This is a genomic window from Halobellus limi, from assembly GCF_004799685.1.
Taxonomy (GTDB): domain Archaea; phylum Halobacteriota; class Halobacteria; order Halobacteriales; family Haloferacaceae; genus Haloquadratum; species Haloquadratum limi.
In genome coordinates this window covers 327095-347428 of record NZ_CP031311.1, presented here as the reverse complement: position 1 = coordinate 347428, position 20334 = coordinate 327095, and the positions used below count along the sequence as shown (strand labels likewise).

Genomic DNA, 20334 nt, shown 5'->3' with positions numbered 1-20334 from the left:
TCGACGTCGCCGCCATCGCGACCTGCGAAGCGAGGCGACTTCGGTGACGGCGTCGGATCGTCCCGAAGAACCGACCGGATTCTTTAAATCCCAGTGCGCGGCCAGAGTGGGTATGAGAGAGACGGAGACGGCTGACGTCACGGCGTTCGTCGGTGCGGCGGGCGGGGCGGGGACGACGCGGACCGGGATCGAGGTCGGCGCGGCGCTGGCGGCCGGCGGCCGCGAGGTCGCGATCCTCGACGCCGCGTTCGCGACGCAGGGACTGGCCGACTACGTCGGGGGTCGGATCGACCCGGACCTGACGCGCCTTCTCGTCGACGACGAGCGGGACCTCTCGACCGGACTGCGAGAGGTGGCCCTCCCGGAACGGGTCCCCGGCCGGGTCGCCGTCTGCCCCGCACACGCCCCCTTCGAGCGACTGGCCCGCGCGAAACGCGTCGAGGCGGCCCGGCGGTTCGAGTCGCTGATCGAGACCGCGGCGGCGCGGTTCGATCACGTCCTCTTGGACGTGCCACCGATCGCCGCGAACCAGGCCGTCGCCGCGGTGAACGCTGCGGACCGGATCGCCGTCGTCGCGCCGGCGAGCGACCGGGGCACGGAAGCGATCCAGCGGTGTCACGAGCGACTGGCCGACGTCGGTACCGGGGCCTCGCTCGTGGTCTCGGTCCGAGGGGAACTGGAGACCGCCGACGTGTCGGTGCCGGGAACCGAAGCGACGGCGGTCGACGCCGCTCCCGCCTGCCTCGGCGGCGACGACGCGTTCGCCCGCGCGATCCAGCGCGTGGCCGCCGCAGTCACAGAGGAGGAACTCGCGGAGCCGGAGGCCGGAGGCGGCGGCCTGCTCGGCTCGGTCGGGGAACTCGTCGGCCGATAACGGAGCCGCCGGCGTCAGTCTCGATCGAAAGAATCGAACAGCGGAAGGGCCGGGCGGCCGCGGCGTCGGGAGAATCCGACCGCCGTACTACCGGAGATCAGCACTGCCGGTCATCGTCTCCGCGAGCGCGTCGCGCTTCGAGACCAGCGCGTCGCCCGCGATCGGTGCCGAGGCGTCGCGGCGGACGGCTTCTGCGAGTTCCGTGATCGGGTCGTGGGTCTCGACGTAGGCGGCGAGCGCGAACTCCGCCTCGTCCGAACTCGTGAGTTCGAGCGCGTCCGCCCGCGAGAGTCGCCCGTCGATCCAGTCGCGGAGCACGCGTCGAGCCGTCGGCGACAGCGGCGTCACGCCCTCGAACCCGCACCGGTGCAGTAGCTTCGCGGCCGTGACCGGGGCGAGCGCCGCCGCCTCGCCCGCGTCGCCGACGCTCGCGCCCTCGTCGTACCGTTCGAGCACGGTCGACGCCGCGGCGGCCGTACACGGGAGGTCGGCCTCGTACTCCCGGAGCCGCGCGTCGAGGTCGACGTCCGTGTCGTCGACGGTCGCGACGCCGCGCTGTACCTGCTCCGTTCTCAACTCCAGGCCCGCTGCGATCTCCGACAAACCCATCGTGACTGTGTGTCCACCCCTTCCGATAAGAAGGTTCGCTTCAAATATCAAATATGATTTCGAATACCTACCGGTAACCGGTTGGTTGTTGACCGCCGAATCGGGGTCAGAGTGGCGTTTTCTCACGTCTTTAAATATGGCTTCGCGACCGAGTTTCAATTGTGATGAGTGAAGCACCCGCCGCCGACGCCGCCACGACGACGAACGCCTGCCCCGAATGCGGCGGTCGCCCGGAGACCGCTCGCGGGGAGACGCTGTGTGGGGACTGCGGTCTCGTGCTCTCGGAGTACCGGATCGACCACGGCCCCGACTGGCGCTCCTTCGCCGACGACGACAGGGATCCGAAGCGGACCGGCGCGCCCCTGACGCGCTCGCGTCACGACCGGGGGCTGTCGACGAAGATCGGTCGCTCGACGCGGGCGAAGGGGCGCAAGCGCCGGCAGTTCGCGCGGATGCGCCGGCAGCACAACCGCGCCCGAATCTCCTCGAAGCGCGAGCGAAACCAGGTGTACGCGTTCACCGAGATCCGACGGCTCACGAGCGTGCTGTCGCTCCCGGACCGGATCCGCGATCACGCCTGCTCGCTGTTCCGCTCCGCCCAGTCTGAGGACCTGCTCCCCGGCCGCTCGCTGGAGGGATTCGCCGCGGCCTGCGTCTACGCGGCCTGTCGCGTCGCCCGCGTGTCGCGAACGGTCCAGGAAGTCGCCGAGGCGGCGAAGGCGACGGAGGACGAACAGACCGCCGCCTACGACGCGATCAATCGCGAACTCGGGCTTCCCGTCGGACCGATCGATCCCGCGGAGTACGTCCCCCGCTTCGCCTCCCGGCTCGACCTCTCCGGGGAGGTCGAACGGCGCGCCCGCGAGTACGTCGCCGAGGCGACCGAGCGCGGCATCGTCGCCGGACGAAACCCGAGCGGCGTCGCCGCCGCGTGTCTCTACACCGCCGGCCGCGACGTCGGTGCCGGGGTGACCCAGCGGGAGGCCGCCGACGTCGCCGGCGTCACGCCGGTGACGCTGCGATCGACCTACCAGGCGCTCGACGACGAGTAGGCGACGTTACCGCTGGACGGGTATACCTCGACGCCGTCCGCGCGTCGAACGCGGCGAACGGTTCCTCGGGGCGGTTCTCCGATGCTGTGAACAGTCACCCCGGACGCTGCGCGTGCGGATCCGCCAGCGTCCGCGCCCTCTCCGCTACGGTCACACGCGTTTCGCCCGACGCACCGCGTCCGCGACGTCCGTCACCGCGCGGGCCGCCCGCGTCGACGGCGCAGAGCGGACGACCGGACGGAACGACGCCACCGTCTCCCCGACGCGTGGATCCGCCGGAACCGCAACGGCGGGCGCCCCCAGCACCTCCTCGAAGGCCCCCGTCGGCGGATCGTCGACGACGCGGTTGACCACGACGCCGACGAGCCCCGCGTCGAGTTCGCGTGCGAGTTCACGCGAGCGGACGGCGTCGGCGAGCGCGTACGGCTGCGGCGACGCCACGACGACGCAGGCGTCGGCGACGGCCAGCGGCACGCCCGCGTCGGCTTTCATTCCCGCGGGACAGTCGACGACGACGTCGCCGTAAGCGCCCTCGACGGCGCGGAGCGTCTCAGCGAGCGCACCCACGTCCGCCGCGCGAGCGCCCGCGAGCGAGCGGCCGCACGGGAGCAGCCGGACCGGCCCGCAGCCCTCCCGTACCGCCTCGACGGGATCCGCGCGCCCGGCGAGCACGTCGTGGAGGTCCGGTCCGGGGCCGGTCGGGAGGTCCGCCATCCCGAGGTCGGCGTCGACGACCGTGGCGTCCAGGGCCGCGCCGAGTTCGACGGAGATCGTCGACTTGCCGACGCCGCCCTTGCCGCCGGTGACGGCGACGATCATCGGTCGGCCCCGGTCGAGAGGGGGTCGGCAGACTGGTCTTCGGGCGAGGAGAGATCGGCGGACTGGTCTCCGTCCGAGGGGAGATCGGCGAATCGATCGCCACTCGGCGACGTCCCGTCGTCGAGACCCCTTCTCTCTGCGGCCGCCGACAGCGAGGAGACCACCGGGCGAGCGTCCGTCGCCGCCGCGCGTTCAGCGATCGCAGACGCCCGGCTTGCGACGGTCCGTAGCGCGGACTCGTCGGCGGCGACCGCGTCGGGGAGCCCCGCGAGCGGGTCGACGCCGCCGGAGTCGACGAGCACCGCCGTCGCCTCCGCGGCCGAGGCGTCCGTCAACCGTTCGGCGCGCTGCACGCGGGATTCGACCGCGTCGAGCCACTCTTCGACCGCCGCGGGGAGCGCGTCGGCACCGATCGATGGGTCCGTCGCATCGCCCGCGGTGGTCCCGAACGAGCCGGCACCAGCGCCGTCGGGCACCGCGTCGGCGGGCGGCGCGGCCCGTCCGAGCGACCGGATCGCCGTCGCGACGGGAGCCGACGGCGAGTCCGTTCCGTCGACGGGGCCGAGCAGTTCGACCGAGACCGCGTCGGTACCGTCCACCGTCGCGGGCGACTCGCGAGCGGGGTCGGAACCGACGGGCGACCCCTCGTCGGGCGTCGAGACCGGACACGCGTAGCCGACGCCGAGGCGTCCGGACCCGGGAACGACTCCACGGAAGCCGTCGGCGTCCCAGCCGGCGACGGGGACGCCCTCCCGACGCGGCGGGAGGACGGGACCGTCGAGGTCGTTCGCGACCCGGACGCGCAGGTCGGCGTCGACGGTGCTGCGAAGCTCGACCTGCACGAGCGTCACGCCAGAGAGGGACGTCGTCGTGACGCTCGTCTCCAGCGGCTCGTCGGCGGGCGGGACCGGTTCGGCAGTCGGGTCGGCGGCGGCCGAGGTCGGATCGGCAGACGAGGGCGGTTCGGCGGTCGGGTTAGCGTCGTCGAAAGCGGTTTGCACGCCGGCTCTGGTCCCGCGTTAGTACATAAACCGTCGGGCCGGAGGCCGCCCCATCAGACGCCGCGGCCTATCGGATCACCAGCGGGGCGTCGAGCGCCTCGAACGCCCGCCGAGGGCCGCCGAAGGCGGCGGCAACCTCGGGGTCGACGACGATGGGCGCGCGGATGGGGGCCACCCGGACGACGGCCAGTGCATCGAGGAGTTCGGACGTCGCCTCGAAGACGGCGGTGTCGCCGTCTACGTCTCGGTTCAGAGCCGCGAGCGCCCGGCGAGCGTCGCGGAAGTCGTCCGCGACGGCGTCGACGCGGGCGGCCCGGACCGCCCGTTCGAGGTTCCCGATCCGGTCTTCGAGTCGCAGTCGGGCCTCCCGCCGGTCGCGGGCGCGTCGCGCGCGCTCTTCGAGGAGTGCCAACCGCTGGGCTGCGGCGACGCGTTCTGTCGCCACCTCCGAGAGCCGCCGGGTCGGTTCCGACAGCGACGCCTCCGCGGCGGTCAACGCCTCGTCGTCCCCGGCGGCACCGTCGCGGAGCGCGGTCAGCCGCCCGCGGACGGTGGCGACCCGCTCTCTGAGTCGCTCCGTCTCCGCCCCCGCCTCGGCGGCGCGGCGCCGCGCATTTCGCAGATCGGCGTCAGCGACGGGCGCGGGCGGGAGCGATCGAAGCGATCCGATCGCGTCGGCCAGGTCGTCGTCGTGCGGCGTCTCGACTCCGTGAGCGGCGGCGACGGCGGCGAGCGCGGGGCGTATGCGAACGGTCGTCTCAGCGGCGAGTCGTGCGACGTGGACGTGAGCCCGACCGGGGGCCGGCGCGTGGACGATGGGAGCGTCAGACGGGCCCGGACATCCACCGCAGATCGCCCGTCGAAGCTGGGAGGGGGTCGGGACCACCGAGGCGTCCGCGCCGCGGAGGTCGGCGATCGGGCCGTCCTCCGTGGTTCCGTCCGGGAGCCGGATCACGAAGTCCCGCTCTGCGACGTCGCCGGTCACAGCTCCCGCTCTCGCATCGCGTCGGAGTTCGGGTGGTCGGTGCCGGCCGCGAACCGGTCGTACGGCGTGCTCGGCGACTCCCGCGCCTCGTAGGCGGCCGCGGCTTCCCGGACGGCGTCGGGCGCGTCGGCGAACTCGTTGAACGGTTCGGTCCGCTCGACCTGCACGTCGGCGGCGTGTCGCTCGCGGAGCCGACACGCCAGAAACGCGCCGTACTCCGTCTCCCGCAGGAGCGCGGCGCGGCCGAACTGCCTGACGACGGTCTCCTCGTGCGCCCGGCAGGCGTTTCGCAGCGTCTCGCGCGCCCGACGCGAGTACGTCACCACCAACAACACGGCTACGCCCAGGTTTCCGGGACGGGATAAAAATCCATCTACACCGGCGAAACCGACACACGCCGGCGGGATATCCACGAAGGCGACTTACACCGGCCGAGCCGGAATCGGATCACACCGGCGAGATGTCGACGTCGAGCGCCGACGGTGCCTCGCCCAGCAGGTCGGCGATGCGCTCGCGAGCCTCGCTCTCGCTCTCGGCGACGACGACCAGGCCGTGCGCGCGGCCGTCGCCGGTCGCCTGGTACGCCCGGAGGCCCTCCTCGCCCTCGAAGTCGGTCGCGTACGTCCGGAGGATCGTCACGACGCGCTGTTCGGTCGCCGCGAGGTCCGACTCGCCGGCCTCGAAGTCCCGCAGCGCCTCCTCGACGTTCCGGAGCGCGGATATTCGGTCCATTACGTCGTCCGGAGGTAACTCTGTCGCGGTTCGTAGAGCTCTCCCTTCCGCTTGAGGTTCTCGATCTCGTCTTCGGCCTTCGTCTCCTCCAAGCCGAGATCCGTGCCCGCCCGTTCGATGACCTGCTCGACCGGCGCGCCCTCCTCGTACTCGTCTTCGAGCTCCTCGATCAGGTGCTTGATGTCCTTGATGCGGTCGCGCTGGTTCTTCGAGGTACCGGTCTCGACGATGTCGGCGTCGAACTCTCCCGTTTCGGGGTCCATTCCGATGTCCCGGAGACAGGACTCGACGATCTCGGTGACGCGGACGGCGTCCTCGCGTTCGACCGTATCCGAGAGCCGGAGCCGCGCGGAGGCCTCCGAGAGCCGGACCAGCGCTTCCAGTTTCCGCGCCGTCACCGGGACGGGGGCGTCATCGTCGGCCCCCTTCGCCCGGAAGTCGACGTAGAAGTCCCGGATGACCTCCTTGGCCTCGTCGGTCATCGTCGGGTAGCAGTTGCGCTTCGCGTAGGCGATGTACTTCCGCAGGAGTTCGGCGTCGATCTCGGGTGTCACTTCCTCGGTCGCGCTCTCGACCTCCCCGTCGGTGAACTCCGAACTGGGGACCTTCGACTTCTGGGTGTTGAGCTCGCCCGCGTAGTTCGTGTTGATGATGTGTTCTGCGAGTTCGGCGTCGGTCTCGGGGTCGGGGTTGTCCGTGACCGTGAAGATCAGATCGAAGCGGGAGATGAGCGCGGGTTCGAGATCGATCTGCTCGCCGATCGGCTCGTACTGGTCGAATCGGCCGTACTTCGGATTGGCCGCTCCGAGCAGCGAACACCGGGATTTCAGGGTGGCGTTGATGCCGGCCTTTGATACGGAAATCGATTGCTGTTCCAGCGCTTCGTGCATTGCAGAGCGGTCCTCTGAGTTGTGGACAACCATTCCGTTCGCGACGAAGTTGTGCGTTCCTTGGACCGTGAGATCGTACACTTTTGGTGACCGATTCCGGCTCTCGATTTCGTCGTGAATCGACGCGATCCGCGCTCGAACCGCTTCGATCAACTCGAATGCGGCACGTCGCACTTCCTCGAAGTTGTCGACATCAACCGTTCCCGAGAACCATCGAGAGACAGTCGATCCTGCAACGTCTAACTGCTCAGCGAGCCGCTGGAACGAAACGCCGTGCCGTTCGAGTTCGCAGCGGAGTTCGTCCCACGATTCGGCTGTCGGCTCCGTAGCGAGTAGCATCCGAGCGGACTCCCGGGCGTGATCACGATCGCAACCGATCTCATCGGCTAACTGACGCTCCAAAACCGGGATCCTGTCGTCGCCTGAAGACGGAACTGTCGGCTTGACAGACTTGACCCGCCGCCACCGAACGTCAGCCTCGACAAGCTCGGAAATGCCAGATATATTTGTATTCGAGACGCGTTTCAGGATGCTTCGGAACCGGTTTGTGACGGTTCGCCGGAGCGCATTGTTTTGCTCCCAGAGACGAGAGATCTGTTGCTGCGTGTACGCTGTTTCTTCGGCGAGTTCTCGCTGTGAGACGTGATACTCCTCACGGAGAACGTTCAAAACCGTCCACGACGGGGACCCATCAAGGAGTTCCAAGTCAGCGTAGGCCTGGTGCCGGCGTTCCGTGAATCGGGTGACAATCCGTCTAGCCCGATGAAGCGATGGGTTGGCATCGCCGTTCTCGAAATTGCAATACGTGGCATCGTTGAGCCCGCACTCGGACTGATAAAGTCGAAGCGACTCTCGGAGTCGCTGGAGTCGGTCCCCGATCTCCGGGAGGACATCGATAATCGCTCTGTCTCCAGTCGTCCGTTCGGCTGCCTCGTTCAACGCCGACTGCTTTCTGTCGAGTGTGAATCCGATTTCGCGGTTGTACGCCTCCAAGGAATCTGCCGCAGTAATCGCCAGAATATAGAGGTCACGCTTGTTCGCGTACGAGCGGGTCTGTATCTGACTGCGGATTCCGAACTCCGAGAGGAGCATTTTCGTCCCTAGCAGCAGGTCGTAACTGCTGGAGTGGATCTTGACCGACCGTACGTCCACGGTCGCCTCCGAATCGGCGAGGGCTCGGATGAAGGCGGCTTTCGTGTCGCGACCGCCCCGAGTGACTTCGACCGGAACACGTTTGTTTTCGTACGTTTCGAGGTTCAGGCCGGATTCAAGGAGATCGTCAACATACTCTTTTCCGTGGAGTCGGACGGTTTCGACCCCGTCATCTCGCTGTTCACTGGGGTGACGAACCGCTTCTTTGCCGTACGCCGTTCGACAGACGGATTCGAAGTGACTCAGGAGTTGTTCTTCCTTGTTCGTAAACCGGATCCCGTGACTTCCTTCGGATTCGTTGCTGTAAACGTTGCCGTCGCCGGCGAGATACCCTAGTATCGCACCCTTTGTCGGTGGGAGACTCGCCGTAGCTCCGGACTCGCCCCCGACCGTTTCTGGAGTCGTAACCGATGCCGTACCACCGTCAGTCGCCGTTTCCCGAACGGCCTCGGGCACGTACACCCAATCGCCGGGCTCAAGTTCCCCAGTGGCTTTCTCGGCTCGCTCACCGCCCTCGAAGACGAAGAAGGGGTGATCCGAAGTAGCCGATACTGCTTCCCCGGATTCGAGTGTCACTTCGTAGAGCGTGTCAGGAGCGTCGTACTCGTGGACTGCGATAACGGGCCGTGTGACGAGTGTCCCGTCCTCTGCGAGCGTCCAGACGTCAGCGACGTCGTCGCGGATCGTCCGCCCGTTCGACAATGGCTCAATGGCTCCCGAGAGCGCAGCTTCGTGTGCGAGCTCGCGGATCGGCCGGATTCCGTCTGTCGTGTGGACGAGCGTGTCTCCAGTCACGCACCTCATCTTGTCCAATTCGTCCACAGCCGCGATCCCCTTGTCGGCCAGCACGAGCGCACCGGCTTCGAGCGTCCACTGCTGGCCGTCGCCGAAGTCGTCGCGGACGGCCGCCGCCGTGAGACCGGCCGAGGAACTGCCTTTCCCGGAGGTGTAGACGGATCGGGGTGCGATATTGCGTATGTATTGAAGCATCGCGGAGTTGTGAGAGACGATATTGTTGGAAAGATACGAGTGCGTTCCCGCGACTTCGAGGTCGTACACCCAGTCATCTTTCGGAGGGAGTGCTTCGATCGACGTAATTCGGTCCGTCGAGATGCCGCCGTCCGGGACGACACTTCGCCTGCGTTCCGCCGTTTCGACACCGAATCCGTTCTCGCGATCGCCGTTTGTATTCGGGACCGCGACGGGTTGTCCGACTCGGAGATCGTCTGCGACGACTGCGTCCGGCCGTCCATCGCGTACGACAAATAACGGATGCGACGGGGTCGCAGTCAGTTCCTTCCCGCTCGCGGTCCGGATCCGATACATCTTCTCCGGCGCTTCGCGCTTCCAGACCTTCGTCGCCCGCTGGGTTGTGAGCGAGCCGTCGGGGGCCATCGATGGTACCTCGAAGTCGACGGCGTCCCATACGCCGTCGTCAATCGACTTCGGATCGTCGAGATTGTTCTCTACCAACTCCCGAATCGGAATCTCGGATTCGTCCGAAAGCGTTACGAGTGTATCCCCGTCGACGCACTTTCCGGTTCCGGGGTCCCCGATCAAGAGCATGTGCAGGTCGCCGCGGATCCGCGAGCCGTCGGGGAGGTGCTTGGTCACGCCCGAGAACAGTTGCAGGATCATCGCGAGTTTCTCCTGTTCGTACCCGTAGATCGACGGAGCGACGGAGGCGACCATCTTCTCGTAGATGTCGGGCTCGTTCGAGAGGTCGACGATCTCGGCGACGTCCTCGTCGGTGATGTCCATGTCCTCGAACTCCTCGTCTTCGATCTCGACGGCGACCCCGTCCATGTAGAGGTCGAAGATGGCCGTCTTCTCGTTGCCGGAGGTCTGCTGTTCGATGTGGAGGACGCCCGTCACGGTGACGTGGTCGCCGGCGGTCACCCGGCCGGTGACGTCGTCTTCGAGGTCGACGTCGATGCTCTGTGGCGTCTCGCCGCCCCGCAGGCCCTCGGGGCTCTCCTGGACGCGCACCTTCTGGGCGTCGACGAACTCGGACTGGTCGAAGTCGACGTGGAACGGCCCCTGGCGCTCACACCCCTGACACTCGTGGGGTTCCTGGAAGCCGCTGTCCGACTGGGGGATGTAGGTCATCGTCCCGCAGCGCTGGCACTCGAAGGCCGCCTCGGTGATCTTCGGCCGGACGTCCGTGGCCTTCCGGACGATCCCCTGGACGGCGATCATCCGACCGATGTGGTCGTCGTGGACGCGGATGCCGCGAATGTCGACCGTCTCGGGGAGGTTCGAGAGGCGGACGTGCGCGCGGCCGAGTTTGACGTCGGCCGGCAGGTCGTAGAGCCGCAGCGCCTCCTCGGCGTACTCCCGCATCTGGTCGGGCTTCTGCTTGTAGTCCTCGGCCAACTCCGCGTCGAACTTGTAGAGGTCCTCGTAGTCGACGTACAGCGAGCGCTGTTCGTTCGGGTACTTCTGCGCGAGCGTGCCGATCTCGTCGCGGTAGTACTTCCGATAGAACTGGATGAACCGATCGGTGAGGTCGCGGGAGTCCTGGGGGGCCTGGGCCATCGCACCGGAGTAGGGGCCCCCTCGGGTAAGAGTCTTCGCCAAGAGGAGCGAAAGTAGTCGGGCGTCGCCGACCGGTGTCAGTCCAGGAAAAACCGGCCCCCCAGGCTCCGCTCGAACCCCTACAGCGACACGTCCGTCTCGATGTCCTCGGTGGCCTCTTTCAGCCCGTCGCGGCGGGCATCGGTCGCGAGACGGGTCGACAGGTCCGCGTCGGTCAGCAGGTCGGCGAAGGCGTCGCGGAAGCGGTGGTTCACCCGTCGGGAGGCGAGGTCGGCCTCGACGACGCGTCGGGATCGGCGGACCGCTTCGGGGTCGAGTTCTGCGGCGGTCTCTTCGTCGGCCGCCGCAGCGAGTTCGTCGTCAGCCTCCGCTGCGAGTTCGGTCGCGAGCGCGTCCTCGTCGAGGTCGTCTCGGACGGGGCCGAGACTGTCCTCGGTGGATTCCAGAACGCGCCGGCGGAGCCGGTCGTACGGAACGGGCCCGTCCCGGTCCGCGTCGGCGACGAGGTGGAGGTCCATCCGGGCGCGGAAGACCTCCTCGGCGGCGACGTCGGCGGCGAGCGACTCCGCGAGCGCGGCGTCGGCCTCGGCCGACCACGACTCGGCGTCCGCGGCCACGGCGTCGGGGTCGAAGAACGCGCGGACGACCCGTCGAAGGTCGGGGACCGATAGCGACGACGCGAACGCGTAGCGGTCGCGCATCTCCTCGACGATGGCCGTCAACCGCTCGTCGACGGCCGCGTCGTCGCGGTCGCTCCCGAGGGAACCGCGCGGCGCCGACTGCGACTCGGTCACGGTCTCCTCGCCGGTCGTCTCCACGAAGAGGTCCCGGAGTTCGGCCGTCTTCTCGTCCATCGGGGAGAGATAGGGTCCGCGGACGTACAAAGATTGCCATCGTAAACCGAAGTATTCATTTGGGTTTACGAGACGAGGGAAGGTATGTCCGCAGAGACGCAGTCGGTCGAACTCGTCGGCGAGGACGTCGTCGGCAACGTCGCGCGTGCGGCGTTGTTCGCGGCGCTCACCGGCGCGTTCGCGTACGTATCGTTCCCGAATCCGATCTCGCCGGTCCCGGTGAGTCTCCAAGTGCTCGGCGTCTTCCTCGCGGGGGTGTTCCTGGGGCCGGTCTGGGGCGGCGCGTCGATGGCGTTCTACCTGGTCGCCGGCGCCGCGGGGGCGCCGATCTTCGCCGGCGGCTCCGCCGGGTTCGGTCCGCTCGTCGGGTACACCGCGGGCTACCTCTGGTCGTACCCGTTCGCCGCGGCGCTGGTCGGCGCCGCCGTCCACGGGTTCGACGGCCTGAGCGACCCGAAGGCGGTCGGTACCCCCCGGCTGGTCGGCGGGATGCTCGCCGGGACGGTCGTGATCTACGCGCTCGGCACGGTCGGGTTCGCACTCGTCCAGAACGTCGGTCTCGTCGAGGCGTTCGCGGTGAGCGCGCTGGCGTTCGTCCCCTTCGAGGCCGTGAAGATCGCGGCGGCCGTCGGCGTCGTCCGCAGCGACGCCGCGGCGGCCGCGTGAGAGCGATGCATCTCGTAGCCGGTCGAGGACGATGACCGGGAGCGCGAGGGCCGGGCCGCGATGATCCGAACCGAGGGGCTGACCCACCGCTACGGCGACGTCGTCGCCGTCGACGACGTGTCGCTCGCGATCGACGACGGCGAGTGCGTCGTCCTCGCGGGCGCGAACGGCTCCGGGAAGACCACGCTCGTCCGCCACTTCAACGGGCTGCTGGAACCGGACGAGGGAAGGGTCGAGGTGAACGGCCGCGACGTGGCGGGCGACCTCGTCGCCGCCCGGACGGTGGTGGGAATGGTGTTTCAGGAGCCGCGCGATCAGTTAGTCGCGGCCACGGTGGGCGCGGACGTCGCCTTCGGACCGGAGAACCTCGGGCTCGCGAGAGGGGAGATCGACCGGCGCGTCGAGGAGGCGCTCGCGGCGGTGAACCTCGCGAATCGCCGAGAGGATCGGGTCGACGAACTCTCCGGCGGCGAGCGCGAACGGGTCGCCATCGCGGGCGCGCTGGCGATGGAGCCCGACCACCTCGTGCTCGACGAGCCGTTCACCGGGCTCGACGACCCCGCTCGGAAGTCTGTCCTGGATCGGCTCCGCGCGCTGTCGGCGTCGGGGACGGGCGTCGTGATCGTCACCCACGACCTCCGCGACGTCCTCGGACTGGCGGACCGGGTCCTCGCGATGGCCGACGGCCGCGTCGCAGTCGACGGCGCACCCGGAGACGTCGTCGACTCCCTGGCTGGATACGACATTCGCGTGCCGGAGCGGGCCGAAGCCGACACTCGCGACCGCTCGGCCCGTCCGCCCCGTCGATGCTGACGTACACGCCCGGCGACTCGCTCGCCCACCGCCTCGACCCGCGGACGAAACTGCTCGCACAGGCCGCCTTCGCCGCCGCCGCGTTCGCGCACACGACGCCGAGAGGGCTTCTGTGGGCGACCGTCGTCGCTGCGGCGTTCCTCGCCGCCGGTCGGCTCTCGCCCCTCCGAGCGGTCCGCGGCTATCTACCGGCGCTGCCGTTTCTGGCGGCCGGGCCGCTGGTCTCGGTCGTCGACGTCGAGGTCACCGGGGTCGCGGAGGCGGCGACGTGGCCGGTCGGAAACGGCGGGGCGGCGTGGTCGCTCGGAATCGATCCCGCGGCGGCGACCGACCCGCTGCTGGCGAGCTACCGGGTGCTTCTCATCCTGCTCGTGTCGGCGGTCTACCTGCACACGACGCCCGTCCGCGACTCCCGGGCGGCGATCCAGCGCCTCGTTCCGGGCCGCGGCGGCCGCCTGCTCGGCGTCGGCGTCGCGCTCGTGTTCCGCTTCCTCCCGCTCCTGCGCTCGGACCTCCGGTCGGTCCGGGAGGCCTCGGCCGCCCGTCTGGGTACGGAGCGGCCGCTCCGCGAGCGGATGCGGCTCGTCGCCGCGGCGGGAATCCGGCGGGCGTTCGGCCGCGCCGATCGCCTGGCGCTCGCGCTCCGCGCCCGCTGCTTCGCGTGGAATCCGACGCTCCCGGCGCTGCGGTTCGGACGGGTCGACCTCCTGGGTCTGCTCGTCGCCGCGGCGCTCACGGGATCGATCGCGTTCTGAAAGCGGTGCAGTCCCCCTCGGCCGTCGAGGAAGGAGGAAGGGCTACTCCTGGCTGTACTCCTTCTTGAACCCGCGGAACTCCGTCCGGTGGGCCTCCTCGTCGGCCAGGAGCGTCACCGCCAGGTCCTCGGTCACCGGGTCGTCGGCCTCGTCGGCCGCGACGACGAGCGCGCGGTACGTCTCGATGGCGTCGTCCTCGGCGTCGAGGACGCCCTCGATCACCGAGAGCACGTCCGTGGTGTCCTCCGGCGGCTGGAGGCTCAGCTGGTTCGCCTCGAAGGCGGCCGAGCCGGGCGGATGCTCGTCGAGCTGCTTGAGCCGGTTTCCGAGCTGCTCGGCGTGGCCGAGTTCCTCCTGGATGTCCTGCTGGAGGGACTCCTTGATCTCTTCGGCGCGGACGCCGTCGAGGACGATGGAGTTCGTCATGTAGTTCATCACGGTCTCGATCTCGTCCTGGTAGGCCTTCTGGAGCAGCCGAACGACTTCGTCAGACATCGTGGGTAGACGTTCGGTCGCCGGCGGCAAGATACTGTCGACGGGATCGGCGACGGGAGCCGAACGCCGCGGTGGGACCCCGGTCGACGGGACGAGCCGAGACCGGCGGCCCGGGCACGGGACGACAGATCGCGATCGTCTCTACGTCCGGAACGTCACGTGATTTTATCATTTCTGACTGTCATTATCGGCGTGGGGTGAATCGGTATGGTACTGACCGAGGTCGACCGCTACGACCCCGAGGCAGTCGATTCCGTCGGCGACCGCGGCGTCGTCGTCGGGGGGAGCCTGGCCGGCCTGTGCGCGGCGCGCGTCCTCTCGGACGCCTTCGAGGAGGTCGTGATCGTCGAGCGCGACGAGTTGTCCGACGAGCCGGTCGCGCGGGACGGGGCGCCACAGACGGGGCACCCGCACGCGTTGCTGGAGGCGGGACGCGCCACGCTCGAGGACCTCTTTCCGGGGTTCGGCGACGACGTCCTGCGCGAGGGCGGGCTGCTGATCGACGCGTTCTCCGACATCAAGTGGTACGACGAGGGCGGGTTCGTCGCCGACGGCTCCGAGCGGTCGCCGATGTACGCGGCGAGCAGGCCGCTCTTCGAGCACGTCGTCCGGCGGCACGTCCGCTCGATCGGGAGCGTCGAGTTCCGGGACGGCTGCCGGTTCTTCGACTATCTCACAGGGGAGGACTCGACGGCGGTGACCGGCGTCGCCTATCGGGACGGGAACGGCGCGGAACGGCGCCTCGACGCCGACCTCGTCGTCGACGCGATGGGCCGAACGAGTCGGACGCCGGGGTGGCTCGACGACAACGGGTTCGAGAGCCCGCCGGTCGACCGGGTCCGGATCGACGTGGACTACAGCACGGTCCGCATCGAGCGACCGCCCGAGGACCGTCGGCTGTTCTTCGTCCCGCCGTCTGCCCCCCGGAAGCGGGGGACCTACGTCATCCCCATCGAGGGCGACCAGTGGCAGGTGCTCCTGCAGGGCGTCCACGACGTCGAGACGCCGGCCGAACGCGAGGGAGTGACCGACTTCCTCGATCGGTTGCCGGTCGGGGAACTCGCGGAAGTGGTCCGCTCGCAACCGTGGGTCGACGAGTCGGTCCACCGCTATCCGTTCCCGTCGAGCCTCCGCCGCCGCTACGCCGAACTCGATCGCTTCCCCGACGGCCTGGTCGTGACCGGCGACGGCGTCGCCAGTTTCAATCCGATCTACGGACAGGGGATGTCGGTCGCGGCCCTGGACGCGCTGTTACTCCACCACGCGCTCGCCGAGGGCGGCCTCCGGAACCTCCCGGAGCGGTACTTCGCGGCCGTCGGAGACGTCGTCGACGTCGTCTGGCAGATCGCCGTCGGCAGCGACTTCGGCTTCGAGGAGACGACCGGCCCGAAGCCGTTCGGGACCGACCTCACCAACCGCTACCTGTCGCGGCTGATCCGTCGCGGCCACGACGACCCCGCGTTGCGCACCGCGGTCGGCCGCGTCCTCATACTCGATCGGCCCCCGTCGTCGCTGTTCCGTCCCGCAGTGGTCTGGCGGGCGCTCAGCCCCACCGTCGGGTAGGACTGCGGCGACGACTCCGACCGACGCCAGTGTCCGGGGCGCTTCGTCGTCCGCGGGTGTGCGTCGCCCGCATCCGGCGGGTCGACACGGGAGATTATAAGGACTCGAACGGTGACTGTGCATCCGTCACGAGTCGACCACGGCGTGACGATCGATGGCCCTCCCAGACCCGCTCGGCCGACCCCTCGTCGCCCGCTCGAAGAGAACCGTCTGGGCCGCGATGGCCTTCGCGATCCTGTGGGGCGCCGCCGCGTACGACCGCAACTTCAATCCCGACTGGACCGAGTGGGCGTGGAGCCCCGGCGGCAACCTCGGCGCGAACGTCCGGACCTACCGGTACGCCGCGAAACTGGCCCGGGAGGGACAGTCGTTCTACGGCGTCGCCCCGCCGGAACTGGGCGAGTGGGCGGTGTATCTCTACCCGCCGATCACCGTCACCGTCTACTACCCGTTCACCGGCTTCGAGTGGCTCACCGGCTACTGGATCGTCGTCGCGCTGAACGTCCTCGCGGGCCTCGCCGTCGCGGCCGCCGTCGTTCGATTCGTCGATCGGACGGCGTACAGGCTCGGGTGGCTCGACGTCGGACTGATCACGGGGGTCGTACTCGTCTCGCCGTTCACCTTCGGGACGATCTACTACGGCAACATCAACCTGCTCGTCGCGCTGGCGTTCGTCGCCGGCTTCCTCGCGCTCGGAAACGACCGCGAGGGCGTCGCCGGCGCCGCGTTCGGACTCGCCGCGCTGTTCAAACTCTTCCCGGCCATCGTCGGCGTATGGCTGCTGAAACGCCGGTCGTGGCGCGCGGTCGCGAGCGCGACGGCCGTCGGCGTCGGCGGCCTCCTCGCGGGCGTCGTCGCGTACGGGACGGAGCCGACGGTCACGTTCTTCTCGAAGGTCGTGTTCGACCGCGCGGAGACCGCGGCCTTCGTCGGCGGCTACCCCGCGGACGCGACGTTCTACGTGACGCTCCAGCGGCCGCTGTCGCACGTCGTCTGGGGGCTCTTTCCGAACGCTCCGCCGGAGGTGCTGACGCCGCTCGCCGCGCTCGCCGGTGCGGGAATCCTCCTGGCTCTCTACGCCGACGTGGAGACGCTCCGGGGGCGGCTGATCGCCGTCTTCGCGACGCTGGTCGTGACGGTCACGCTGATCCCGGCGCTGCAGTGGTATCTCGTGCTGCTCTTCTTCCCGATGATTCCGCTGTGGTACGTCTGGGAGGGGCCGGGACGCCGGCTCTTTCTGGCCGGCGGCGCGGTGATGTTCGCCAACGAGTATCCGGGCTCGCTCGTCGAGGCGGTTCGGGAGTTCGGTTTTCCGCCCCTCCTAGAAGTCGTCCTCGTCGACGTCTTCACGTTCGCGACGGTGCCGCTGTACGGAATTATAATTATGTTGATCGCGTGCGCGGCGGCGACGTACGACGTGCGTCTCTACCGGGCGGTCGTCCGGGCCGGGAGCCGGGGTCGGGCAGCGGTCCGGGGCGTTACCGAGTGACGCCGTGCGAGGCGCGTCGACAGTGCGAGGTCCGTCGGCAGTTCGAGGTGCGTCGACAACACGGCGAGCGCAGTCGGAAGAGGAAGAACCGACTCATACTGGGTACTCCCGTCTCTTCCCGCCGAGCGCCGTCGACGGGGGTGGCGCTCGGCGGGACAACGTGAGAGTGATCGGTGTCAGGCCCGCGAGCCGTCGACGTCGATGGCGTCGACCGGACAGATGTCGACGCAGAGCATACAGTCGATGCACTGGTCCTCGCGGGTCGGTTCGACCTTCCGCTCGGATTCGGGGTGATCCGGCGTCTCGACCCACGTGAACACGTCGACCGGGCAGTTCTCCAGACACGCGCCGTCGGCGACGCAGAGGTCGTAGTCGACGGCGACGTGCGTCCCGTGGATGCCCAGTTTCTCCGGCGGTTCGACGGGCCCCCAGACGTCGACCCCCTCGCCGAATTCCGTTTGGCTCGCGGACGAGCGAAGCTCCTCCAACTCCTCCTCGCCGACCTTCTCGCGGTTGCTGTCGAAGTTCGGATCGATTCCCATTGTCCGCCAGTACAGTCGAGAGGAGGAAAACGTCGTCGGTGCCGCTCTCTCTTCCGCGCTGGAGCCGTATGCACCGGCGCTCGGCCGCCGCTCTTCGACGTTCGAGGCGCCGCCCCCGTGTTTAAGCCGCTAGCTCCGGGACGGAGCGTATGGGTCGTGTCAACGAGCGCGACGTCGAGTGGACCGAAACCGAACGCGAGGAGACGCACTTCAGGCGAAAGCAACTCGCGGGCGAGACCGACGCCGAGGACCTCGGCGCGAGCCTCTACGAACTCCCGCCGGGGGCGTCGTCGTGGCCGTATCACTTCCACGCCGGCAACGAGGAGGCGGTGTACGTCCTCGCCGGCAGCGGCGTGCTCCGGACGCCCGACGGCGAGGAGCGGATCGAACCGGGCGACTTCTGCGCCTTCCCGGCGGATCCGGACGGCGCGCACCGACTCCACAACGACGGCGACGACCCGCTCCGATTCCTCGCCGTCTCGACGATGCAGGACCCCGACGTGACCGTCTATCCCGACTCCGAGAAGATCGGCGTGTACGCGGGATCACCGCCCGGCGGCGACGCCGACGAGCGGGTGGTCTCCGGGTACTACCGCCGCGACGACGACGTCGACTACTGGGAGGGCGAGTCCTGATCGGGCGGCCGGCGGCGGGGAGGTCGAGCGCGCCCCGCAATCGGCTGTTCAGTCGGCCGCGGCCGCCCGTTCGCCCCGAATCCGCCGGACGGCGTCGGTGAAGTTGTCGAACAGCCGCTTCGTGCGGCAGGCGGCGGCGTAGTTCTCGTCGTCGATGCCGTCGAGCACCGAGCGGCGGCGCTCGGCGGAGAGGTCCTTCTCGTTCGTGATCGCGACCGCCGTCTCGCGGTCGTACTCGGGGTGGAACTGCACGCCCCACGCGTCGCCCCGGCGGAACGCGTGGACCCCGTAGTCGTTCTCGGCGAGCAGTTCGGCCCCGGGCGGGAGTTCGGTGACCGCGTCCGAGTGGGTCGTGAACGCCGTGAAGGTCTCGTCGACGCCGTCGAGGAGTTCGTCGTCTGCCGTCTTCCGGATCTCGCGGTAACCGATCTCGTACTCGCCCATGTCCTCGACGCGGCCGCCCAGCGCCGCGGCGACGACCTGGTGGCCGTAACAGACGCCGAGGATGGGCAGCCCGCGCTCGTCGGCTTCGGCGACGTAGTCGACCAGCGGGCGGATCCAGTCGCGGTCCCAGTAGACCGACGAGCGAGAGCCGGTGACGACGACGCCGTCGAAGTCGAACCCGGCCGGCCGCTCGCCGTCCGTCACGTCGAACTCGACGAGGTCGGCGTCGAGCTCCCGGCGGAAGTTCCGTGGCGTGTGCTCGTCGCCGTGGGAGGCGTCCAGGAGTGCGAGGCGGAGTCGGTCGCGTGCCGCAGTCATCAGTGTTCGGAACGCGACGCGAGGGAAAATGCCTTGCGCCCGCGGGCGGTCGTGCCGGTCTCTCCGACGCCGGCGGTGACGACGGTGTTGCCGACGTGGGCGGGCTGGCGACGGTGTTGCCGACGCTGGCGAGGGTTCTTCCGACGCGGGCGGGCCGACGGCCTCACGGGCGTAGTTCGGCGACAGTCGCTCGAATGCGCCCCGACGGCGACTGCTCCTCCCCGGAATCGCGTCCGCGCCGGACTAGTCGTCCTCGCGGTCTGCGAGAAATCCCAACAGTTCGTCGTTGACCCGCTTCGAGGCCTCGACGTGGACGAGATGTCCCGCGTTCTCGATCGGACGGAATCCCCCACGCGGGAGCCCCTCGGCCAGTTTCTCTCCGCGCTCGGGCGGCCAGACGGCGTCGTCGCGGCCGTGGACGGCGAGCGCGGGGACGGTGATTTCGTAGAGCCGGTCCGAGACGTCGAAGCCGTCGACCGCGGCGGCCTGTGCCTCCCACGCGGGCCGGTCGGCGTCCTCCGCGGAACGCCACTCGACCATCTGCGCGACGGCGTCCTCGCGGGCGTCGACGAACGACGCCGAGAGGCCCGCCGCGAGCGAGCGTTCGAGCGCGTCGGCGTCGTCGGGGTCGCCCCACAGCGGTTCGAGGTCGATTCCGGTCCCGCGGGCGGCGGTGCCGAGGAGGAACAGGCTGTCGACCCGGGACGTGGTTCGCGCCGCCTCCAGGGCGACGGCCCCGCCAAGGCCCGCGCCGACGACGTGCGCCGAGCGGACGCCAGCGTCCGAGAGGACCGTCGTGAGGTCCTCGACGAGGTCCCCGACGGCGTACGGGCCGGCCGGCGCGTCCGACCGCCCGGTGCCGCGGAGGTCGGCCACGAGGCTCTCGTAGGGGCCCGCGACCGCGGCGTGCTGCCAGCCCCACTGCCACGCGCCGTAGCCGACGTCCCCGACGAACGCGACGGTCGGGCCGCTGCCGGCCGTCTCGTAGTAGAGCGAGACGTCGCCGTTCGAGGTGCGAGCCATAGGTACGCCTCGCTCGGGAGCGGTTTAGGCGTCTCGAAGCGCGGCCACGACGCGAACGCGTCGCAGCGAGCGGGCCGCTCGATCC

At 69.2% G+C, this 20334-nt stretch carries 20 protein-coding genes; 8 read left to right on the top strand and 12 right to left on the bottom strand.

Annotation, left to right across the window (positions count from 1 at the left end; all coding sequences use genetic code 11):
* The first annotated feature begins 112 nt into the window (after positions 1–112).
* A complete protein-coding gene (locus tag DV707_RS01740; protein ID WP_103990901.1) occupies positions 113–874 on the top strand; it encodes an AAA family ATPase in 762 nt (253 codons plus the stop codon).
* An 87-nt stretch (positions 875–961) separates the two neighbouring features.
* Here DV707_RS01740 and DV707_RS01735 read toward each other — a convergent pair whose 3' ends face one another.
* Positions 962–1483 (bottom strand): DUF7858 family protein, encoded by a 522-nt coding sequence (locus tag DV707_RS01735; RefSeq protein ID WP_103990902.1) that lies wholly within the window; start codon positions 1481–1483, stop codon positions 962–964.
* A gap of 164 nt (positions 1484–1647) precedes the next feature.
* Between DV707_RS01735 and DV707_RS01730 the strand changes: the two genes are divergently transcribed.
* Positions 1648–2535: a transcription initiation factor IIB gene (locus DV707_RS01730; protein WP_103990903.1), complete on the top strand. Its 888-nt coding sequence runs from the start codon at positions 1648–1650 to the stop codon at positions 2533–2535.
* A gap of 150 nt (positions 2536–2685) precedes the next feature.
* On the opposite strand, the gene DV707_RS01725 is transcribed toward DV707_RS01730, so the two are convergent.
* The 7 genes from DV707_RS01725 to DV707_RS01695 form a co-directional block, all read right to left on the bottom strand.
* The gene (locus DV707_RS01725) at positions 2686–3354 is read right to left on the bottom strand and encodes a MinD/ParA family ATP-binding protein (RefSeq protein ID WP_103990904.1); all 669 of its coding nucleotides are present in this window, start codon (positions 3352–3354) and stop codon (positions 2686–2688) included.
* Positions 3351–4355, bottom strand: coding sequence for a DUF7857 domain-containing protein (locus DV707_RS01720; protein WP_200820851.1), 1005 nt, complete (start codon positions 4353–4355; stop codon positions 3351–3353). The genes DV707_RS01725 and DV707_RS01720 overlap by 4 nt, the downstream gene beginning before the upstream one ends.
* A gap of 67 nt (positions 4356–4422) precedes the next feature.
* Positions 4423–5340: a DUF7856 family protein gene (locus DV707_RS01715; protein WP_235010729.1), complete on the bottom strand. Its 918-nt coding sequence runs from the start codon at positions 5338–5340 to the stop codon at positions 4423–4425.
* On the bottom strand, positions 5337–5675 hold the full coding sequence (locus tag DV707_RS01710) for a DUF7855 family protein (protein WP_103990905.1): 339 nt from the start codon (positions 5673–5675) through the stop codon (positions 5337–5339). Before DV707_RS01710 ends, DV707_RS01715 begins: the two co-directional genes overlap by 4 nt.
* Before the next feature lie 112 nt (positions 5676–5787).
* Positions 5788–6072, bottom strand: a complete 285-nt coding sequence (locus DV707_RS01705) for a DUF7854 family protein (RefSeq protein ID WP_103990906.1) — start codon at positions 6070–6072, stop codon at positions 5788–5790.
* Positions 6072–10652 (bottom strand): LAGLIDADG family homing endonuclease, encoded by a 4581-nt coding sequence (locus tag DV707_RS01700; protein WP_103990907.1) that lies wholly within the window; start codon positions 10650–10652, stop codon positions 6072–6074. Before DV707_RS01700 ends, DV707_RS01705 begins: the two co-directional genes overlap by 1 nt.
* Positions 10653–10771: 119 nt before the next feature.
* On the bottom strand, positions 10772–11506 hold the full coding sequence (locus tag DV707_RS01695) for a conditioned medium-induced protein 4 (RefSeq protein ID WP_103990908.1): 735 nt from the start codon (positions 11504–11506) through the stop codon (positions 10772–10774).
* Positions 11507–11590: 84 nt separating this feature from the next.
* Between DV707_RS01695 and DV707_RS01690 the strand changes: the two genes are divergently transcribed.
* From DV707_RS01690 to DV707_RS01680, 3 genes are read left to right on the top strand one after another with little or no spacing between them, the layout of a single operon-like run.
* Positions 11591–12172 (top strand): biotin transporter BioY, encoded by a 582-nt coding sequence (locus DV707_RS01690; protein ID WP_103990909.1) that lies wholly within the window; start codon positions 11591–11593, stop codon positions 12170–12172.
* 60 nt (positions 12173–12232) lie between these two features.
* Complete coding sequence (locus tag DV707_RS01685) at positions 12233–12985, top strand: energy-coupling factor ABC transporter ATP-binding protein (RefSeq protein ID WP_103990910.1); 753 nt, start codon at positions 12233–12235, stop codon at positions 12983–12985.
* Complete coding sequence (locus DV707_RS01680) at positions 12979–13740, top strand: energy-coupling factor transporter transmembrane component T family protein (protein WP_103990911.1); 762 nt, start codon at positions 12979–12981, stop codon at positions 13738–13740. The genes DV707_RS01685 and DV707_RS01680 overlap by 7 nt, the downstream gene beginning before the upstream one ends.
* 42 nt (positions 13741–13782) lie before the next feature.
* On the opposite strand, the gene DV707_RS01675 is transcribed toward DV707_RS01680, so the two are convergent.
* Positions 13783–14235, bottom strand: coding sequence for a ferritin-like domain-containing protein (locus tag DV707_RS01675; RefSeq protein ID WP_103990912.1), 453 nt, complete (start codon positions 14233–14235; stop codon positions 13783–13785).
* A gap of 207 nt (positions 14236–14442) precedes the next feature.
* On the opposite strand from DV707_RS01675, the gene DV707_RS01670 reads away from it, so the two are divergent.
* Positions 14443–15798 (top strand): NAD(P)/FAD-dependent oxidoreductase, encoded by a 1356-nt coding sequence (locus tag DV707_RS01670; RefSeq protein WP_103990913.1) that lies wholly within the window; start codon positions 14443–14445, stop codon positions 15796–15798.
* Between the two features lie 154 nt (positions 15799–15952).
* Positions 15953–17287, top strand: coding sequence for a glycosyltransferase family 87 protein (locus tag DV707_RS01665; RefSeq protein WP_103990914.1), 1335 nt, complete (start codon positions 15953–15955; stop codon positions 17285–17287).
* A 176-nt stretch (positions 17288–17463) separates the two neighbouring features.
* Here DV707_RS01665 and DV707_RS01660 read toward each other — a convergent pair whose 3' ends face one another.
* A complete protein-coding gene (locus tag DV707_RS01660) occupies positions 17464–17829 on the bottom strand; it encodes a 4Fe-4S dicluster domain-containing protein (RefSeq protein WP_103990915.1) in 366 nt (121 codons plus the stop codon).
* Positions 17830–17978: 149 nt separating this feature from the next.
* Here DV707_RS01660 and DV707_RS01655 point away from each other — a divergent pair, with 149 nt between their 5' ends.
* Entirely contained in the window at positions 17979–18464 is a 486-nt protein-coding gene (locus tag DV707_RS01655) for a cupin domain-containing protein (protein WP_103990916.1), read from the top strand.
* Between the two features lie 48 nt (positions 18465–18512).
* On the opposite strand, the gene DV707_RS01650 is transcribed toward DV707_RS01655, so the two are convergent.
* Positions 18513–19226 carry a type 1 glutamine amidotransferase gene (locus DV707_RS01650; protein WP_103990917.1) on the bottom strand — a complete coding sequence of 238 codons (714 nt, stop codon included), beginning with the start codon at positions 19224–19226 and terminating at the stop codon, positions 18513–18515.
* 243 nt (positions 19227–19469) lie between these two features.
* Entirely contained in the window at positions 19470–20249 is a 780-nt protein-coding gene (locus DV707_RS01645; protein ID WP_103990918.1) for an alpha/beta fold hydrolase, read from the bottom strand.
* Between the last annotated feature and the right edge of the window lie 85 nt (positions 20250–20334).